Source organism: Streptomyces griseus, from assembly GCF_001715295.1.
GTDB classification, from domain to species: domain Bacteria; phylum Actinomycetota; class Actinomycetes; order Streptomycetales; family Streptomycetaceae; genus Streptomyces; species Streptomyces griseus_G.
Window position 1 is genome coordinate 328393 of record NZ_MDKB01000003.1, and the last position, 14901, is coordinate 343293.

Below are 14901 nucleotides of genomic sequence, written 5' to 3' on the forward strand. Positions count from 1 at the left end.
GTTGGAACGTCCGGGACGGCCGTCCCATTTGTCATGAACGCCATGGAGCAGGAGGCACTCAGCGATGTCGGACACGCAGACCCGCGCACAGGAGCGCGGGGAGCAGATTCTCGCCGTTTTCGACACCGCTTTCGGGGAGCTCCTGGCCGCCGACCCCGCCGCCTTCCAGGTCAAGTTCCGCAAGATGGCGGGCTCCGCCTTCGCGTTCTACCGCGGTTCCGCCGGGCTGTTCTACGCCGATCTGGAGCGGGAGCAGCACGCGGGCCCGTATCTGGACGAGCGCACGAGCAGGGTGTGGATCCACGGCGACCTGCACGCCGAGAACTTCGGCACGTACATGGACGCCAACGGCCGGCTGATCTTCAACGTCAACGACTTCGACGAGGCCTACGTGGGCCCGTTCACCTGGGACCTCAAGCGCTTCGCCGCCTCCGTCGCCCTGATCGGTTACGCGAAGGCGCTGAGCGACGACCAGATCGGCGAGCTGGTGCGGATCTACGCCGCCGCCTACCGGGAGCGCATCCACGCGCTGGCGACGGGAGCGGGGAGCGGCGCGACGGCGGAGCTGCCGCCCTTCACCCTGGACACCGCCGAGGGCCCGCTGCTCGGCGCGCTGCGGGCCGCGCGGTCGCTGACCCGGTTCGGGCTGCTCGACTCGATGACGGAGATCCGGGACTTCGAGCGCAGGTTCACCGCCGGCGGCGGTGCGATCGACCTGGACGCCGCGACGCGCTACAAGGTGCTCGCCGCCTTCGACGGCTACCTGGAGACGCTGCCGGAGTCGAGCCTGACCCGGCCCGACTCCTACCGTGTGAAGGACGTCGTCGGCCGCCGCGGGATCGGCATCGGCTCGGCGGGCCTGCCCTCGTACAACATCCTCCTCGAGGGCAACAGCGACGCCCTGGAGAACGACGTCGTGATCTACCTCAAGCAGGCGCAGACGCCCGCGGTCTCCCGCCACATCACGGACGCGGCCGTCCGGGAGTACTTCCGGCACGAGGGCCACCGCACGGTCATCTCGCAGCGCGCGCTGCAGGCGCACGCCGACCCGTGGCTGGGCTGGACCGAGCTGAACGGCACCGGCCAGCTGGTCGCGGAGGTCTCGCCGTACGCGGTGGACCTGGACTGGTCCGACATCGACGAGCCGGAGGAGATCGCCGCGGTCGTGGCCGACCTGGGCCGGGCGACGGCGACGATGCACGCGGCGGCCGACGACGAGAGCGGGCACTCCCTGGTGCCGTTCTCCACGGAGCGCGCGATCGACGCGGCGATCGCGGCGGACGAGCAGGGCTTCGCCGAGCTGCTGGTCGACTTCGCCCACGGCTACGGCGCCCGGGCCCGCGCGGACCACCAGATCTTCGTGGACCTCTTCCGCAACGGCCGTATCCCGGGCCTGTAGGACGGTGCGCCCCCGGGTCCTGCGGGCTCGATCACAGGAAGCCATGGCACACTCTGCGGCGATGGACGTATCAGGGACGCAGATCAGGGCGGTACGCGCGGCGGTGTTCACCGCCCTCGTCGTCACGCTCTCCTCGGCGTCCCATGTGCTGCTCTCCCGGGTCCCGCTGCCGCTGACGGCGGTCGCGTTGCTGGCCGGTGCCGTGTTCGCCGCGGCGTTCGCCCTGGCCGGACGCGAGCGTGGGTTCGGAGCGATCGCCGGACTGCTCGTTCCGCTGGAACTGGCGGCCGACACGGTGTTCACCACCGGACAGCACCTCTGCTACGGAGCGGCGGGCGGGCCGATCGCGGGTCCGCTGCGCTCCGTGGGTGTGGACGTGCTCTGCGGCGGCGAGGCGGGTGCGGGCTCCGGCCGGCTCGCCGGGGTCGCCGCGGTGGGCACCCCGCTGGCGGGGGTGACCGGGGCCGGCGACAGGGCCGCCGCCCTGCTGGCCTCTCCCGGCCCCGCCGTGCCGTGGCTGCTCCTGGCCACGCACGTGACGGTGGGCCTGCTGGCCGCGGCCTGGCTGCGGCACGGTGAGTCCGCTCTGGCGGGGCTGCTGCGCGCGGCGGCCGCCGTAGCCTTCCGGCCGCTGCTGACGGCGGTCGCCGTGGTGGGCACCGCCCGGCTCCGGGTACGCAGGGACCTCCGCCGCACGGGGCGGCCCCTCCCGCTCTTCCCGGCCCGGCTCCTCGTGCACTGCGTGGGACGGAGAGGACCTCCCGGCTCGGCCCGCGCCACCGCCTGAGCATCCGGAGATCCCCGAGTCACCCCACATACGGAGCAGTCCCATGAGCAAGCGCAACAGCCAGGCCAGCAAGTCCGCCGCCCGCGAGCGGCTGCGGCAGGAACGCGAGCGGCAGGCCAAGAAGGACAAGGCACGCAAGCAGATCGTCGTCGGCGTCTCGGTGGTCGCCGTCCTCGCGATCGCGGGCGGCATCAGCTACGGCGTGATGCAGCTGAACAAGCCCTCCGCCTGGGAGGCCGCCGCCGACGCGAAGAACGTCACCGCCCCGAAGAACACCTCCGGCGACGACGGCACGACCGTCGTGATCGGCAAGGCGAGCGCCAAGAAGACCCTGGAGCTGTACGAGGACTCCCGCTGCCCGATCTGTGCCACGTTCGAGCAGAACGTCGGCGAGACGGTCGCCAAGGACGTCGAGGCCGGCAAGTACAGGATCAAGTACGTCGGCGCGACCTTCATCGACAACTCCGACAGCGGAGAGGGCTCCAAGAACGCCCTGAGCGCGCTGGGCGCGGCGCTCGACGTCAGCCCCGAGGCCTTCATGGACTACAAGGCCGCGCTGTACTCCGCGAAGTACCACCCCGAGGAGACGGACGACAAGTTCGCCAAGGACAGCTTCCTGATCGAGGTCGCGGACTCCGTGGACGCGCTGAAGGGCAACGCGGCGTTCAAGAAGGACGTCGAGAACGGCACGTACGACGCCTGGGCGATCAAGATGTCCAAGGCCTTCGACAAGAGCGGCGTCCAGGGCACGCCCACGCTGAAGATGGACGGCAAGACGGTCACCGCCGAGGGCAGCAAGAACGCTCCCATGACGGTGCCCGAATTCGACGCCGCGATCACCAAGGCCCTGAAGGGCTGACGGAGGAACAGGGCAGGAGGGCACCGGGCCACGACCCCGGTGCCCGTCACGGACAGGCGGGCGGACTCTCGAGTTCGCCCGCCTGTCCGTTCGTTCAGCGGACGGGGCTCGGCCCGTGCCGAACAGCGAAGTGGCCGAACGTCGACGTGGCGGGCCCGCGCGACAGCCGAAGAATCCGCCCCGCACCCGGCCGGAGCACGGCCGGGGAGGGGGCAGCCACGCCCCGCCGGGCACCTTCGCGCACGTGCCGCCGCCGTCGGGGCCCGCACCGGGCCCTGCGATCCCGGGCATGACCTGGAAGGACGCCACGGCGGACCGGATCCGCGTTCCGCAGCGGGCGGCAGAGCACGCGGGAGGCAGAGGGAGGCTCTCCCGGCACGCCACCGATCATTTTCAGCCATGCGCCACTCTGTTAACACGGTGACACGGCGTCATGTCGAGTGGCGTCTCTCGGATTCCGTATGGGGACACATCACCCGCGAAAGTGGCTCCCTGCATGACGTTCTCCTCTCGACCCCCGAGCGGCGCCGGAGGTTTTCCCGGCATTGCCCCGGTACGCACCAGCATTGATTGGGCTTGATCGATTCTCTTCAGGCGGTGACATGCGCACGTAATCTCCGGGCGGCGGGTGAGGAAGTTCCTCCCCCACATGTCCGCGAGGAGTCACCGTGCGCGCTCTTGTACGCATATCCCCCCGTCTGCGCCGTTCCGTCCTGAGCACAGCCGTGCTGGCCGGAACCCTGGCCCTGACTCCGCTCTCCACGGCGCCGGGCAGCGCGGTCGCGGCGGCGCCCTCCGCCGAGAAGTGCGCCGAGTCCCCCACGAGCGCGACGGCGCGTGAGGCCCGTCCCGGCGGGTCCGACCACGCGGCCGAGCCCAACGAGGTCACCGCGGCCAAGGCCAAGGCCATGGACGCGGACCTCAGGAAGCGGCTCGCGGACCGCAGAGTGAACGGTTCCGCGCTCGCCGCGGGCGCGACCGTCCCGGTCTACTTCCACGTGATCCACGACGGGACCACCGGCAAGCTGACCTCGACGCAGGTCAGCAACCAGCTCAGCGTGCTCAACGCCGCCTACAGCGGCCAGGGCACCGGCAACACCGACTCCGGCTTCCGCTTCACCCTCGCGGGCACGGACTACACGGACAACGCCACCTGGTACAACCTCAGCTCCGGCTCGACCGCCGAGAAGGCGATGAAGTCGGCACTGCGCAAGGGCGGCGCGGGCGCGCTCAACGTCTACACCGCCAACCTGGGCGGCGGCCTCCTGGGCTGGGCCACTTTCCCGAGCTCCTACACGTCCAGCCCGTCGATGGACGGCGTGGTCATCCTCGACGCCTCGCTGCCGGGCGGAACGGCGACCAACTACGCCGAGGGCGACACGGCCACCCACGAGGTCGGCCACTGGATGGGCCTCTACCACACCTTCCAGGGCGGCTGCAACGGCAACGGCGACTACGTCTCCGACACCCCGGCGGAGAAGAGCGCCGCCTACCAGTGCCCCACCGGCCGTGACACCTGCACCACCAAGACCGGCGTGGACCCGATCCACAACTTCATGGACTACACGTACGACGCGTGCATGTACCAGTTCACCGCGGGCCAGGTGCAGCGCATGGCCGACAGCTGGACCGCCTACCGGGCCGGCTGACCCCTCGGCAAGCCACCGGGGCCCCGCACCGTCCGGTGCGGGGCCCCGGCGCGCGCGGCTACAGCGTGGCGAGGAACCCGAGCGCGACCTTCCAGGCCAGCTCGGCCGAGTCCTCGTCGTAGTCGGGCAGCTCCGGGTCGGTGAACAGGTGGCCGGCTCCCCGGTAGCGGTAGACCTCCACGTCCGCGCCCGTCCGCTGCATCTGCAGGTACCAGCTGTTCAGCCAGTCGTGCGACTCGAACGGATCCGGGTCGGCGACGTGCAGCTGCACGGGCAGTTCGTCCACCGTCGCGCTCTCGGCGATGTCCGAGGTGCCGTGGAGCAGCAGCAGCCCGCGCGCCTTCGCGTCGCCGAGGGCCAGGGTCTGCGCCACCGACGCCCCCAGCGAGAATCCCGCGTACACGAGGCCCTGGTCGGAGAAGGGCGCGGCGGCCAGCACGGCCCTCCTGAGCAGCTCGTCCTTGCCCACCTGCTCCTTGAAGGCCATTCCCTCCTCGACCGTGTCGAAGGTGTGCCCTTCGAAGAGATCGGGCACGCGCACCTCGTGCCCGGCCGCACGCAGCCGGTCGGCAGCCGCGTGCACAGCGGGCCGCAGACCACAGGTCGAGTGGAAAAGCATGATGTTCATGCGTCCCATGGTGCCAGCTGTGCCCCGATGCTTGGAGGACGACGGAATGGAGAACGTACTGCGGCCGCTGCTGGTGGTGGGCGGATCGCTGGCGGTCACCCTGGTGCTGGGATGGCTGGTGGACCTGCTGCTGCGCAGGGCCGACGACCGGCACCACGACACCCCCCTGTGGGGACTCCTGCGGCGCTGCCGGCCGCCGCTGCAGGTGGTGCTCTGCACGGCGATGCTGCGGGCCAGCTTCGGCCAGATCCGGCTCGCCGCCGTGCGCGACCACCGGGGTGCGATCGGCCAGGTCCTCACCCTCGTGCTGATCGCGGCGTCCGCCTGGCTGGTGGTACGGGTCGCCGCCACCGTCGTGGAGTCCTCGTACGCCCGCTACGCGACGGCCACCCGGGACGCGGCCCGGGTACGCCGGGTCCGTACACAGGTCGCGCTCATCCAGCGCGTGGTCACCGCCGTCGTCACCACCGTCGCGCTCGCGGCGATGCTGCTGACCTTCCCGGCGATGCGGACGGTCGGCACGTCGATGCTGGCCTCCGCCGGTGTGCTCGGCATCGTCGCCGGTGTGGCCGCCCAGTCGACCCTGGGCAATCTCTTCGCCGGATTCCAGATCGCCTTCGGCGACATGGTCCGCCTCGGTGACACGGTGGTCGTGGACGGCGAGTGGGGCACCGTGGACGAGATCACGTTGACCTTCCTGACGGTGCGCACCTGGGACGAGCGGCGGATCACGATGCCCGTGTCGTACTTCACCAGCAAGCCCTTCGAGAACTGGTCGCGCGGCGGGGCGCAGATGTCCGGCACGGTCTTCTTCCAGCTCGACCACTCGGCGCCCATCGCCGCCATGCGCGACCGGCTGCGCGAGATCCTCGGCGAGTGCGCCGCGTGGGACGGCCGCGACTGGTCGCTGGCCGTGACCGGCACCACCCCGACGACGATCGAGGTGCGGGCGGTGGTCACCGCGAAGGACGCCGACGACATCTGGACCGTGCGGTGCGCCGTGCGCGAGCAGCTGATCGGCTGGCTCCGCGACCACCACCCGTACGCCCTGCCGCGGGTCGTGACGTCCCCTGCGCCGCTCCCGCCGGGCGACCGGTGGCCGGGACTCTCCGCCGCGGAGGACGCCCGGATCCCGGCCCCGGGCAGCGCCGCCGCCCCCCGCACCGGCCGTGGCTGACCCCCACCGGACGGCGGGACGGCTCAGCGCAGGCTCCGCACGTCCAGATACCGCAGGACCCGGTCGACCACCTCGGGGTCCGATCCCGGCTCGCTGCGCGCGGCGAGCACCTCGTGCCGGGCGGCCGAGAGCATCTCGCGCTGGACCCGGCTCACCGCCCTGAACCGCTCGGCGCGCTGCGCGTAGGCCTCGCGCCGCTCCTCGTCGACCATGTCGGGGCTGATCCGCGCCCCGATGTCGTACGCGGCGCGCTGCAGTCTCTCCAGCACCTCCTCGGGGAAGTCCTCGCCGGCCTGGACCTCCTTGAGCCGCTGCTTGGCGGCCTGGGCCGCGCGGACCGCGAGGTCGTGCTCCAGCGCCTGCTCGGCCCTGGTGTCCGCCCTGACCCCGAGCCTGCGCACGAGCCAGGGCAGGGTCAGGCCCTGCAGGACGAGGGTGGCCATGATGACGGAGAAGGCGATGAAGACGATCTCGTCGCGGCCGGGGAACGGCTTGCCGTCGTCCGTCTGCAGCGGGATGGCGAGGGCCAGCGCGACGGAGGCCACCCCGCGCATCCCGGCCCACCACATGACGACGGTCTCCCGCCAGCTGGTGGGGATCTCCTCGCTGTAGTCACGGCGGGTGTGCAGCCGCTTGGCCAGCCAGGTCGCGGGCAGCAGCCAGAGGAGCCGTACGCCGACGACGACCGCGACGATCGCCAGGCCCCAGCCCAGCAGCCGGAACTCGCGTCCGTCGGCGGTGCCGAAGACGCTGTGGAGTTCGAGGCCGATCAGGCCGAAGGCCACACCGGTGACCAGCGTGTCGACGATGTTCCAGAAGGACCGGCCGGTGAGGCGGCCGAGGACGTCGTCGGCGTCCGCCGTGTGCTCGGCGAGGAAGAGGGCCGTGGTGAGGACGGCGAGCACGCCCGAGCCCTTCAGCTCCTCGGCGAGCACGTAGCTCACGAAGGGAACGAGCAGGCTCAGGCCGACCTGGAGGGTGGCGTCGCCCAGGAGCCCCATCAGCTTGATGGTGAGCCAGCCCAGCACCAGGCCGACCACCACCGCGACGACCGCGGAGAGCAGGAGCAGGCCGAACGCGGCGGGCAGGGAGAAGGTCCCGCTCACCGCGGCGGCGACCGCCACGTGGTAGAGCACGATGGCCGTGACGTCGTTGAACAGGCCCTCGCCCTCCAGGATCGAGACGAGTCTGCGCGGCAGCCCGAGGGAGCCCGCCACAGCCGTCGCCGCGACCGGGTCGGGCGGGGCCACGAGCGCGCCCAGGGCGACGGCGGCGGCGATGGGCAGCCCGGGGACGATCGCGTCGGCGACGGCGGCGACGGCCGCGGTCGTGACGAAGACGAGGGCCACCGCCAGCAGGAAGATGGGCCGCCTGTTGGCGGCGAACTGCCGCCACGAGGTGCGCTGCACGGAGGCGTAGAGCAGCGGAGGCAATAGGGCGGGAAGGATGATCTCCGGCGGGATGTTCACGTCGGGGACGAAGCTGGCGAAGGCCATGCCGATCCCGGCGAGCGTCATCAGCACCGGCGCGGGCAGGCCCAGCCTCTCCCCCAGCGGGACCGTGACCACCGCTCCGAGCAGGAGCAGGAGCAGGAGTGCCAGTTGGTCCACGGTGTGCCTTTCGCAGCGCGCCGGGCGGTCGGGCGCCCGGCGATCAGCCGATCAGGCCGTCAAGCGTGCCATGCCGGGGCGCGCGGACCGCACGGCCCCCGGTGCGCCGCCCGGTCAGAGCGTGCGGCGCATGGCCCGGTGCGGCATCCCCGCGTCGGCGAACCCGGGGCCGTACGGCACGTAGCCGAGCCGTTCGTAGAAGCCGAGCGCGTGCGTCTGGGCGTGCAGGTCGACACCGGCCAGGCCGAGGAGGCGGGCCTCCTGCTCGATCGCGCGGACGAGCGCTGCCCCGACGCCGAGGCCGCGGGCCTCGCGGGTCACCGCCAGCCTGCCGAGCGAGCCGACCGCGGGGTCGCCGCCGGTCCGGTCCGCCGCCGCCGCGCCGTGCAGCAGCCGTCCCGTACCGAGCGCGGAGCCGTCCGCGGCGACGGCCAGGACGTGTACCGCCGTGGCGTCGTGGGCGTCGTACTCGATCTCCTCGGGCACCCGCTGCTCCCCGACGAAGACCCGCCTGCGGATCCGGAAGCAGGCCGCGAGATCACTGTCGCCGACAGCCCGGCGGGTGCTGCAGGGGGCCTGCCCGGGGTTCACTCGCTCTCCGCCGCGATGGTGTCGAGGGCGCGCTGGAGGTCCTCCGGGTAGGTGCTGGAGAACTCCACCCAGCTGCCGTCCGCGGGGTGCTCGAAGCCGAGGCGGACCGCGTGGAGCCACTGCCGGGTTAGACCGAGGCGCTTGGCCATCGTGGGGTCGGCGCCGTAGGTCAGGTCGCCCGCGCAGGGATGGCGGTGGGCGGACATGTGCACCCGGATCTGGTGGGTGCGGCCCGTCTCCAGCTTGATGTCGAGCAGGCTGGCCGCACGGTAGGCCTCGATGAGGTCGTAGTGCGTCACGGACGGCTTGCCCTCGGCGGTGACGGCCCACTTGTAGTCGTGCTGCGGGTGGCGCCCGATGGGGGCGTCGATGGTGCCGCTCATCGGGTCGGGGTGGCCCTGCACCAGGGCGTGGTACTTCTTCTCGACGACCCGGTCGCGGAACTGGGCCTTCAGCAGGGTGTAGGCCCGCTCCGACTTGGCGACGACCATCAGGCCGGAGGTGCCGACGTCCAGCCGGTGCACGATGCCCTGGCGCTCGGCGGCGCCCGAGGTCGAGATGCGGTAGCCGGCCGCCGCCAGGCCGCCGATGACGGTGGTGCCGGTCCACCCGGGGCTGGGGTGGGCGGCGACGCCGACCGGCTTCATGATGACGACGATGTCGTCGTCGTCGTGCACGATCTCCATGCCCTCGACGGGTTCGGCGACGATCCGGACGGGAGCGGGCGCCTGCGGCATCTCCACTTCCAGCCAGGCACCGCCGTGCACCCGCTCCGACTTCCCGGCCACCGAGCCGTCCACCTGGACCTTCCCCGCGGCGGCCAGCTCGGCGGCCTTGGTACGGGAGAAACCGAACATCCGGGAGATGGCGGCGTCGACGCGCTCGCCCTCCAGGCCGTCGGGTACGGGCAGGGTGCGGACCTCGGGATACGTACTCACCTGTCGAGTATGCCTTGCGCCCGCTAGTCCTTGTGCACGGTGCCGTCGGGGTCCAGGCCCTTGAAGGAGAGGATCACGATGAGGATCCCGCCGCACACGATCGCGGAGTCGGCGAGGTTGAAGACGGCGAAGTGCGCGGGGGCGATGAAGTCCACCACCGCGCCTTCGAACACACCGGGCGAACGGAAGACGCGGTCGGTGAGGTTGCCGAGCGCCCCTCCGAGCAGCAGGCCGAGGGCGATGGCCCAGGGCAGGCTGTAGAGCTTGCGCGCGAGCCGCGCGATGACGACGATCACACCCGCGGCGATGACCGTGAAGATCACCGTGAACGCCTCGCCGAACCCGAACGCGGCACCCGCGTTCCGGATGGCGTTGAGCTTGAGCCAGTCGCCGAAGATCTCGATGGGCTCCTGATGCTCCAGCTCGGCGACCACGATCATCTTGCTGACCAGGTCCAGGACGTAGGCGAGGACGGCCACGCCGAGAAGGACGAGGATCTTCTTCCCGCCCCGCCCGCCGTCCGTGCCGCCGGCCCCGTCCGTGTCCGCGGAGAGCCGCTGGGACTCCGTCCCGTCGGCCCCCTCGGCCTCAGGGATGTCCGGCGTACCGATGATGCGCTCCGCCTCTGCCACGTGAGTCCCTCAACCTAGGTGCCTGACTGAGGACGAGGGTACGACACACCCGGGGCATCAGCCCCGCCGCTCCTGCTTCTGTTTGTCCTCCACGCAGAGGGTGGCCCGGGGGAAGGCCTGCATCCTGGCCTTGCCGATCGGCTTCCCGCAGACCTCGCACAGGCCGTAGGTCCCCGCCTCCAGACGCGCCAGAGCGCGTTCGGTCTGGTCCAGCGTCTCCTGGGCGTGGGCCGCCAGGGACAGCTCGTGCTCGCGGGTGATGTTCTTGGTGCCGGTGTCGGCCTCGTCGTCACCGGCCCCGTCACCGGAGTCACGCATCAGCCCGGCCAGCGCGGCACCGGACGCCTCCAGCTCGCTGCGCAGGCGCATGGCCTCGCCCGTGAGCTCCGTTCGCGCCTCGGCGACCTCCTCGGGCGTCCAGGGGTCCTCCCCCGGTCTGACCGCCAGCTCGCCGGGTGCCGTGGCGCCGGCCCGGGCCGGCGGTACCGCGTTCGGGCCGTCCTCCGGGACGGTCGTGGTCGGGCCGGCACTCTTCTTGGCTGCCACCGTGTGGGCTCCTGTCTGCTCGGCGGCCTCAGCCGCCCCCGTGGCCTTCTTCGAGGCCTTCTCGGCCGGCTTCTTCCCGGCCGCGCTCTTCTTCGCCGTGCTCTTCTTCGCCGCGGTCCTCTTCGCCGCGCTCTTCCTCCCCGGCTCCCGGTGCCCGGGATCCGGATCGTCCGGTTCCTGTTCCTGCGGCGGACGTCCCTCCGCGTTTCCGGCCACCTCCGCCGGCGCCTGCGGACCCGTCGGTGCGAGGGGAGCCGTGCCGGCCTCCCCGGCCGCGTCCGCGGACATCTCCCCGGCCGCCGCGACCGTGGATCTCGCGGACGCCGTTCTCGATACGGCGGTCTTCTTCGCCACCATGGCCGCGGCCCCTTCACATTTTGTGATCTTGCACGCGAATCGTGCTGGGACGATAAATCGGCCTCAGCTCCGCGGCAACGGGGCACGCCGCCGGTTCGCCCCTCCCCGCGGCCGGGCATCGGCGCACCTCCAAGCGTTGTGCCCAGCTCTCGGCCCGGTAATCCGCTCCCGTGCGGCCTCCGGGAATCCGTCCGCCGGGTCTGGCCGTTCGGGTCACCCGGCCCGCTGCGGATGAACCGGTCGGCCGTCGCGTGTACGGGCCCGTACACTGGCCGCAGCGAGAGGCATGGACGGGACGAGTAGCGTCGTACGCAGCCAGGAGCGACCCGGGGACGGTGGGAGCCCGGGGGCGAGCGCGGCGTGAAGATCACCCCGGAGCCGCCGGAAGAACGCTTTGACCCGTGGGTCGTGTCCACGGGCGCAGAGTCATTAGAACCGGCGTCGCGACCCCAATGAGGGGGCCGTCGGGCACACGCCCGGGGCCAAGGAGGGTGGTACCGCGGGAGCCGGTGACGGTTCTCGTCCCTCCGACGGAAGTGGAAGACGTCCGCCGGAGGAAGCCCGCACATGACATCGCCGCAGTACCGCCAGGTACCCGCCCAGGTCGACCTGCCCGCCCTCGAGCACGCCGTGCTCGACTTCTGGCGCGACAGCAAGGTCTTCGGAAAGAGCCTCCAGCAGTCCGAGGGGCGCCCCGAGTGGGTCTTCTACGAGGGCCCGCCCACCGCCAACGGCATGCCCGGGGCCCACCACATCGAGGCCCGCGTCTTCAAGGACGTCTTCCCGCGCTTCCGCACGATGCAGGGCTACCACGTCGGCCGCAAGGCCGGCTGGGACTGCCACGGCCTGCCGGTCGAGCTCGCGGTGGAGAAGGAGCTGGGCTTCAACGGCAAGAAGGACATCGAGGCGTACGGCATCGCCGAGTTCAACGCCCGCTGCCGTGAGTCCGTGACCCGCCACACCGACGCCTTCGCCGAGCTCACGACCCGTATGGGCTACTGGGTCGACCTGGACGACGCCTACCGCACGATGGACCCCGAGTACGTCGACTCCGTGTGGTGGTCGCTGAAGGAGATCTTCAACAAGGACCTCCTGGTCCAGGACCACCGTGTCGCCCCCTGGTGCCCCCGCTGCGGCACCGGTCTCTCCGACCACGAGCTGGCCCAGGGCTACGAGACGGTCGTCGACCCGTCGGTCTTCGTCCGCTTCCCGCTGACGAGCGGCCCGCTGGCCGGCCGGGCGGCGCTGCTGGTCTGGACGACGACGCCGTGGACCCTGGTCTCCAACACGGCGGTCGCGGCCCACCCGGACGTCACCTACGTCGTCGCGTCGAACGGCGAGGAGCAGCTGGTCGTCGCCGCGCCCCTGACCGACAAGGCGCTCGGCGAGGGCTGGGAGCTCACCGGCGAGACGTTCACCGGGCGGGAGATGGAGCGCTGGACCTACGAGCGCCCGTTCCAGCTCGTGGAGTTCCCCGCCGAGGCGCACTACGTCGTCAACGCCGAGTACGTCACGACGGAGGACGGCACCGGTCTGGTCCACCAGTCCCCCGCCTTCGGCGCCGACGACCTCGCGGTCTGCCGCTCCTACGGTCTCCCGGTCGTGAACCCGGTCCGCCCCGACGGCACCTTCGAGGAGGATCTCCCGCTGGTGGGCGGCGTCTTCTTCAAGAAGGCCGACGAGGCGCTCACCGGGGACCTGGACGCGCGCGGGAAGCTCTTCCGGCACGTCCCGTACGAGCACAGCTACCCGCACTGCTGGCGCTGTCACACCGCGCTGCTGTACTACGCGCAGCCGTCCTGGTACATCCGCACGACCGCCGTCAAGGACCGGCTTCTCCAGGAGAACGAGAAGACCAACTGGTTCCCGGACTCGGTCAAGAACGGCCGCTTCGGCGACTGGCTGAACAACAACGTGGACTGGGCGCTGTCCCGTAACCGCTACTGGGGCACCCCGCTGCCCATCTGGCGCTGCGAGGACGACCACCTCAGCTGTGTCGGCTCCCGCGCCGAGCTCTCCGAACTCACGGGCACCGACCAGTCGGAGCTCGACCCGCACCGCCCCTTCATCGACGAGATCACGTTCACCTGCACCCAGGAGAACTGCCAGCTGGAGGCGTACCGCGTCCCCGAGGTCATCGACGCCTGGTACGACTCGGGTTCGATGCCGTTCGCACAGTGGGGCTACCCGTACAAGAACAAGGAGGTCTTCGAGAGCCGCTATCCGGCGCAGTTCATCTCGGAGGCCATCGACCAGACCCGCGGCTGGTTCTACACGCTGATGGCGGTGGGCACGCTCGTCTTCGACAAGTCCTCCTACGAGAACGTCGTCTGCCTCGGCCACATCCTCGCCGAGGACGGCCGCAAGATGTCCAAGCACCTGGGGAACATCCTGCAGCCCATCCCCCTCATGGACCAGCACGGCGCGGACGCCGTGCGCTGGTTCATGGCGGCGGGCGGCTCCCCGTGGGCGGCGCGCCGGGTGGGCCACGGCACCATCCAGGAGGTCGTCCGCAAGACACTCCTCACGTACTGGAACACGGTCGCCTTCCAGGCCCTGTACGCCCGTACGTCCGGCTGGGCGCCGTCCGCGGCCGACCCCGCGCCGGCCGCGCGCACGGTCCTGGACCGCTGGCTGCTGAGCGAGCTGGGCACCCTGGTGGAGCAGGTCACCCAGGCGCTGGAGGGGTACGACACCCAGCGTGCCGGCAAGCTGCTGTCGGCGTTCGTCGACGACCTGTCCAACTGGTACGTACGCCGTTCCCGCCGCCGCTTCTGGCAGGGCGACAAGGCGGCGCTGCGCACCCTGCACGAGGTCGTGGAGACGGTCACCCGGCTGATGGCTCCCCTGACCCCGTTCATCACCGAGCGGGTGTGGCAGGACCTGATCGTGCCGGTCACGCCGGACGCCCCGGAGTCGGTCCACCTCTCCACCTGGCCGACGGCCGACCCGGCGTCGGTCGACCCGGCGCTCTCCACGCAGATGGCCCTGGTACGCCGCCTGGTCGAGCTGGGGCGGGCCACCCGCGCGGAGTCGGGGGTCAAGACCCGCCAGCCCCTGTCCCGGGCACTGGTCGCGGCCTCGGGCTTCGAGTCGCTGCCGCCCGAGCTGCGCGCCCAGATCACGGAGGAGCTGAACGTCGCCTCCCTGGCCTCGCTGTCGGAGGTCGGCGGTTCGCTGGTCGACACCACGGCCAAGGCGAACTTCCGCGCCTTGGGCAAGCGGTTCGGCAAGGGCGTCCAGGCGGTGGCCAAGGCGGTCGCGAACGCGGACGCCGCGGCCCTGTCCCTGGCGTTGCGCGAGGGTACGGCGTCGGTCGAGGTCGACGGCGAGCGGATCACTCTCGCCCCGGACGAGGTCATCATCACGGAGACCCCGCGCGAGGGCTGGTCGGTGGCGTCCGACTCGGGTGCGACGGTCGCCCTGGACCTGGAGATCACCCCGGAACTGCGGGCGGCGGGCCTGGCCCGTGACGCGATCCGGCTGATCCAGGAGGCCCGCAAGAACAGCGGCCTCGACGTGGCGGACCGGATCGCCGTCCGCTGGACCTCGGCGTCCACCGCAACGACCGAGGCACTGACCGCGCACGCCTCCCTGATCAAGGACGAGGTCCTGGCCGTGGACTACGCCCAGGGCGAGCCGGACGACACGTACGGACCCGCCTTCGACGACGCGAGCCTGGAACTCACCTTCCACCTCCGCAGGACGGCACACTGACCCACCCCCGA

At 71.4% G+C, this 14901-nt stretch carries 12 protein-coding genes; 6 read left to right on the top strand and 6 right to left on the bottom strand.

Going from position 1 to position 14901, the window contains the following annotated elements; translation table 11 throughout:
• The first annotated feature begins 64 nt into the window (after positions 1–64).
• The 4 genes from BA175_RS17720 (at position 65) to BA175_RS17735 (ending at position 4694) form a co-directional block, all read left to right on the top strand.
• A complete protein-coding gene (locus BA175_RS17720; protein ID WP_069172405.1) occupies positions 65–1399 on the top strand; it encodes a DUF2252 domain-containing protein in 1335 nt (444 codons plus the stop codon).
• Positions 1400–1460: 61 nt separating this feature from the next.
• Entirely contained in the window at positions 1461–2186 is a 726-nt protein-coding gene (locus tag BA175_RS17725) for a hypothetical protein (protein WP_069172406.1), read from the top strand.
• 43 nt (positions 2187–2229) lie between these two features.
• On the top strand, positions 2230–3045 hold the full coding sequence (locus BA175_RS17730) for a DsbA family protein (protein ID WP_069172407.1): 816 nt from the start codon (positions 2230–2232) through the stop codon (positions 3043–3045).
• Positions 3046–3713: 668 nt separating this feature from the next.
• Positions 3714–4694: a zinc metalloprotease gene (locus tag BA175_RS17735; protein ID WP_069172408.1), complete on the top strand. Its 981-nt coding sequence runs from the start codon at positions 3714–3716 to the stop codon at positions 4692–4694.
• 58 nt (positions 4695–4752) lie between these two features.
• Here BA175_RS17735 and BA175_RS17740 read toward each other — a convergent pair whose 3' ends face one another.
• Complete coding sequence (locus BA175_RS17740; protein WP_069172409.1) at positions 4753–5331, bottom strand: dienelactone hydrolase family protein; 579 nt, start codon at positions 5329–5331, stop codon at positions 4753–4755.
• A 37-nt stretch (positions 5332–5368) separates the two neighbouring features.
• Between BA175_RS17740 and BA175_RS17745 the strand changes: the two genes are divergently transcribed.
• Positions 5369–6499 carry a mechanosensitive ion channel family protein gene (locus BA175_RS17745; RefSeq protein WP_069172410.1) on the top strand — a complete coding sequence of 377 codons (1131 nt, stop codon included), beginning with the start codon at positions 5369–5371 and terminating at the stop codon, positions 6497–6499.
• A 23-nt stretch (positions 6500–6522) separates the two neighbouring features.
• Here the strand turns inward: BA175_RS17745 and BA175_RS17750 are convergent, their stop codons facing one another.
• The 5 genes from BA175_RS17750 to BA175_RS17770 all read right to left on the bottom strand — a co-directional run bounded on the left by BA175_RS17750 (position 6523) and on the right by BA175_RS17770 (position 11173).
• Positions 6523–8109, bottom strand: coding sequence for a Na+/H+ antiporter (locus BA175_RS17750; RefSeq protein ID WP_069172411.1), 1587 nt, complete (start codon positions 8107–8109; stop codon positions 6523–6525).
• 114 nt (positions 8110–8223) lie between these two features.
• A complete protein-coding gene (locus BA175_RS17755; protein ID WP_069172412.1) occupies positions 8224–8700 on the bottom strand; it encodes a GNAT family N-acetyltransferase in 477 nt (158 codons plus the stop codon).
• Positions 8697–9638, bottom strand: a complete 942-nt coding sequence (locus BA175_RS17760) for an RluA family pseudouridine synthase (RefSeq protein WP_069172413.1) — start codon at positions 9636–9638, stop codon at positions 8697–8699. The genes BA175_RS17755 and BA175_RS17760 overlap by 4 nt, the downstream gene beginning before the upstream one ends.
• 23 nt (positions 9639–9661) lie before the next feature.
• The gene (lspA, locus tag BA175_RS17765; RefSeq protein WP_069172414.1) at positions 9662–10270 is read right to left on the bottom strand and encodes a signal peptidase II; all 609 of its coding nucleotides are present in this window, start codon (positions 10268–10270) and stop codon (positions 9662–9664) included.
• Positions 10271–10327: 57 nt separating this feature from the next.
• A complete protein-coding gene (locus BA175_RS17770) occupies positions 10328–11173 on the bottom strand; it encodes a TraR/DksA family transcriptional regulator (RefSeq protein WP_254667908.1) in 846 nt (281 codons plus the stop codon).
• A gap of 567 nt (positions 11174–11740) precedes the next feature.
• Between BA175_RS17770 and ileS the strand changes: the two genes are divergently transcribed.
• Complete coding sequence (ileS, locus tag BA175_RS17775) at positions 11741–14890, top strand: isoleucine--tRNA ligase (RefSeq protein WP_069172415.1); 3150 nt, start codon at positions 11741–11743, stop codon at positions 14888–14890.
• The last annotated feature ends 11 nt before the right edge of the window (positions 14891–14901 follow it).

Coding starts and splice junctions, on each gene's coding strand:
- BA175_RS17725 (WP_069172406.1), top strand. CDS start 1,461: ATGGACGTATCAGGGACGCAGATCAGGGCGGTACGCGCGGCGGTGTTC.
- BA175_RS17745 (WP_069172410.1), top strand. CDS start 5,369: ATGGAGAACGTACTGCGGCCGCTGCTGGTGGTGGGCGGATCGCTGGCG.
- BA175_RS17720 (WP_069172405.1), top strand. CDS start 65: ATGTCGGACACGCAGACCCGCGCACAGGAGCGCGGGGAGCAGATTCTC.
- BA175_RS17740 (WP_069172409.1), bottom strand. CDS start 5,331: ATGGGACGCATGAACATCATGCTTTTCCACTCGACCTGTGGTCTGCGG.
- BA175_RS17770 (WP_254667908.1), bottom strand. CDS start 11,173: ATGGTGGCGAAGAAGACCGCCGTATCGAGAACGGCGTCCGCGAGATCC.
- BA175_RS17730 (WP_069172407.1), top strand. CDS start 2,230: ATGAGCAAGCGCAACAGCCAGGCCAGCAAGTCCGCCGCCCGCGAGCGG.
- ileS (WP_069172415.1), top strand. CDS start 11,741: ATGACATCGCCGCAGTACCGCCAGGTACCCGCCCAGGTCGACCTGCCC.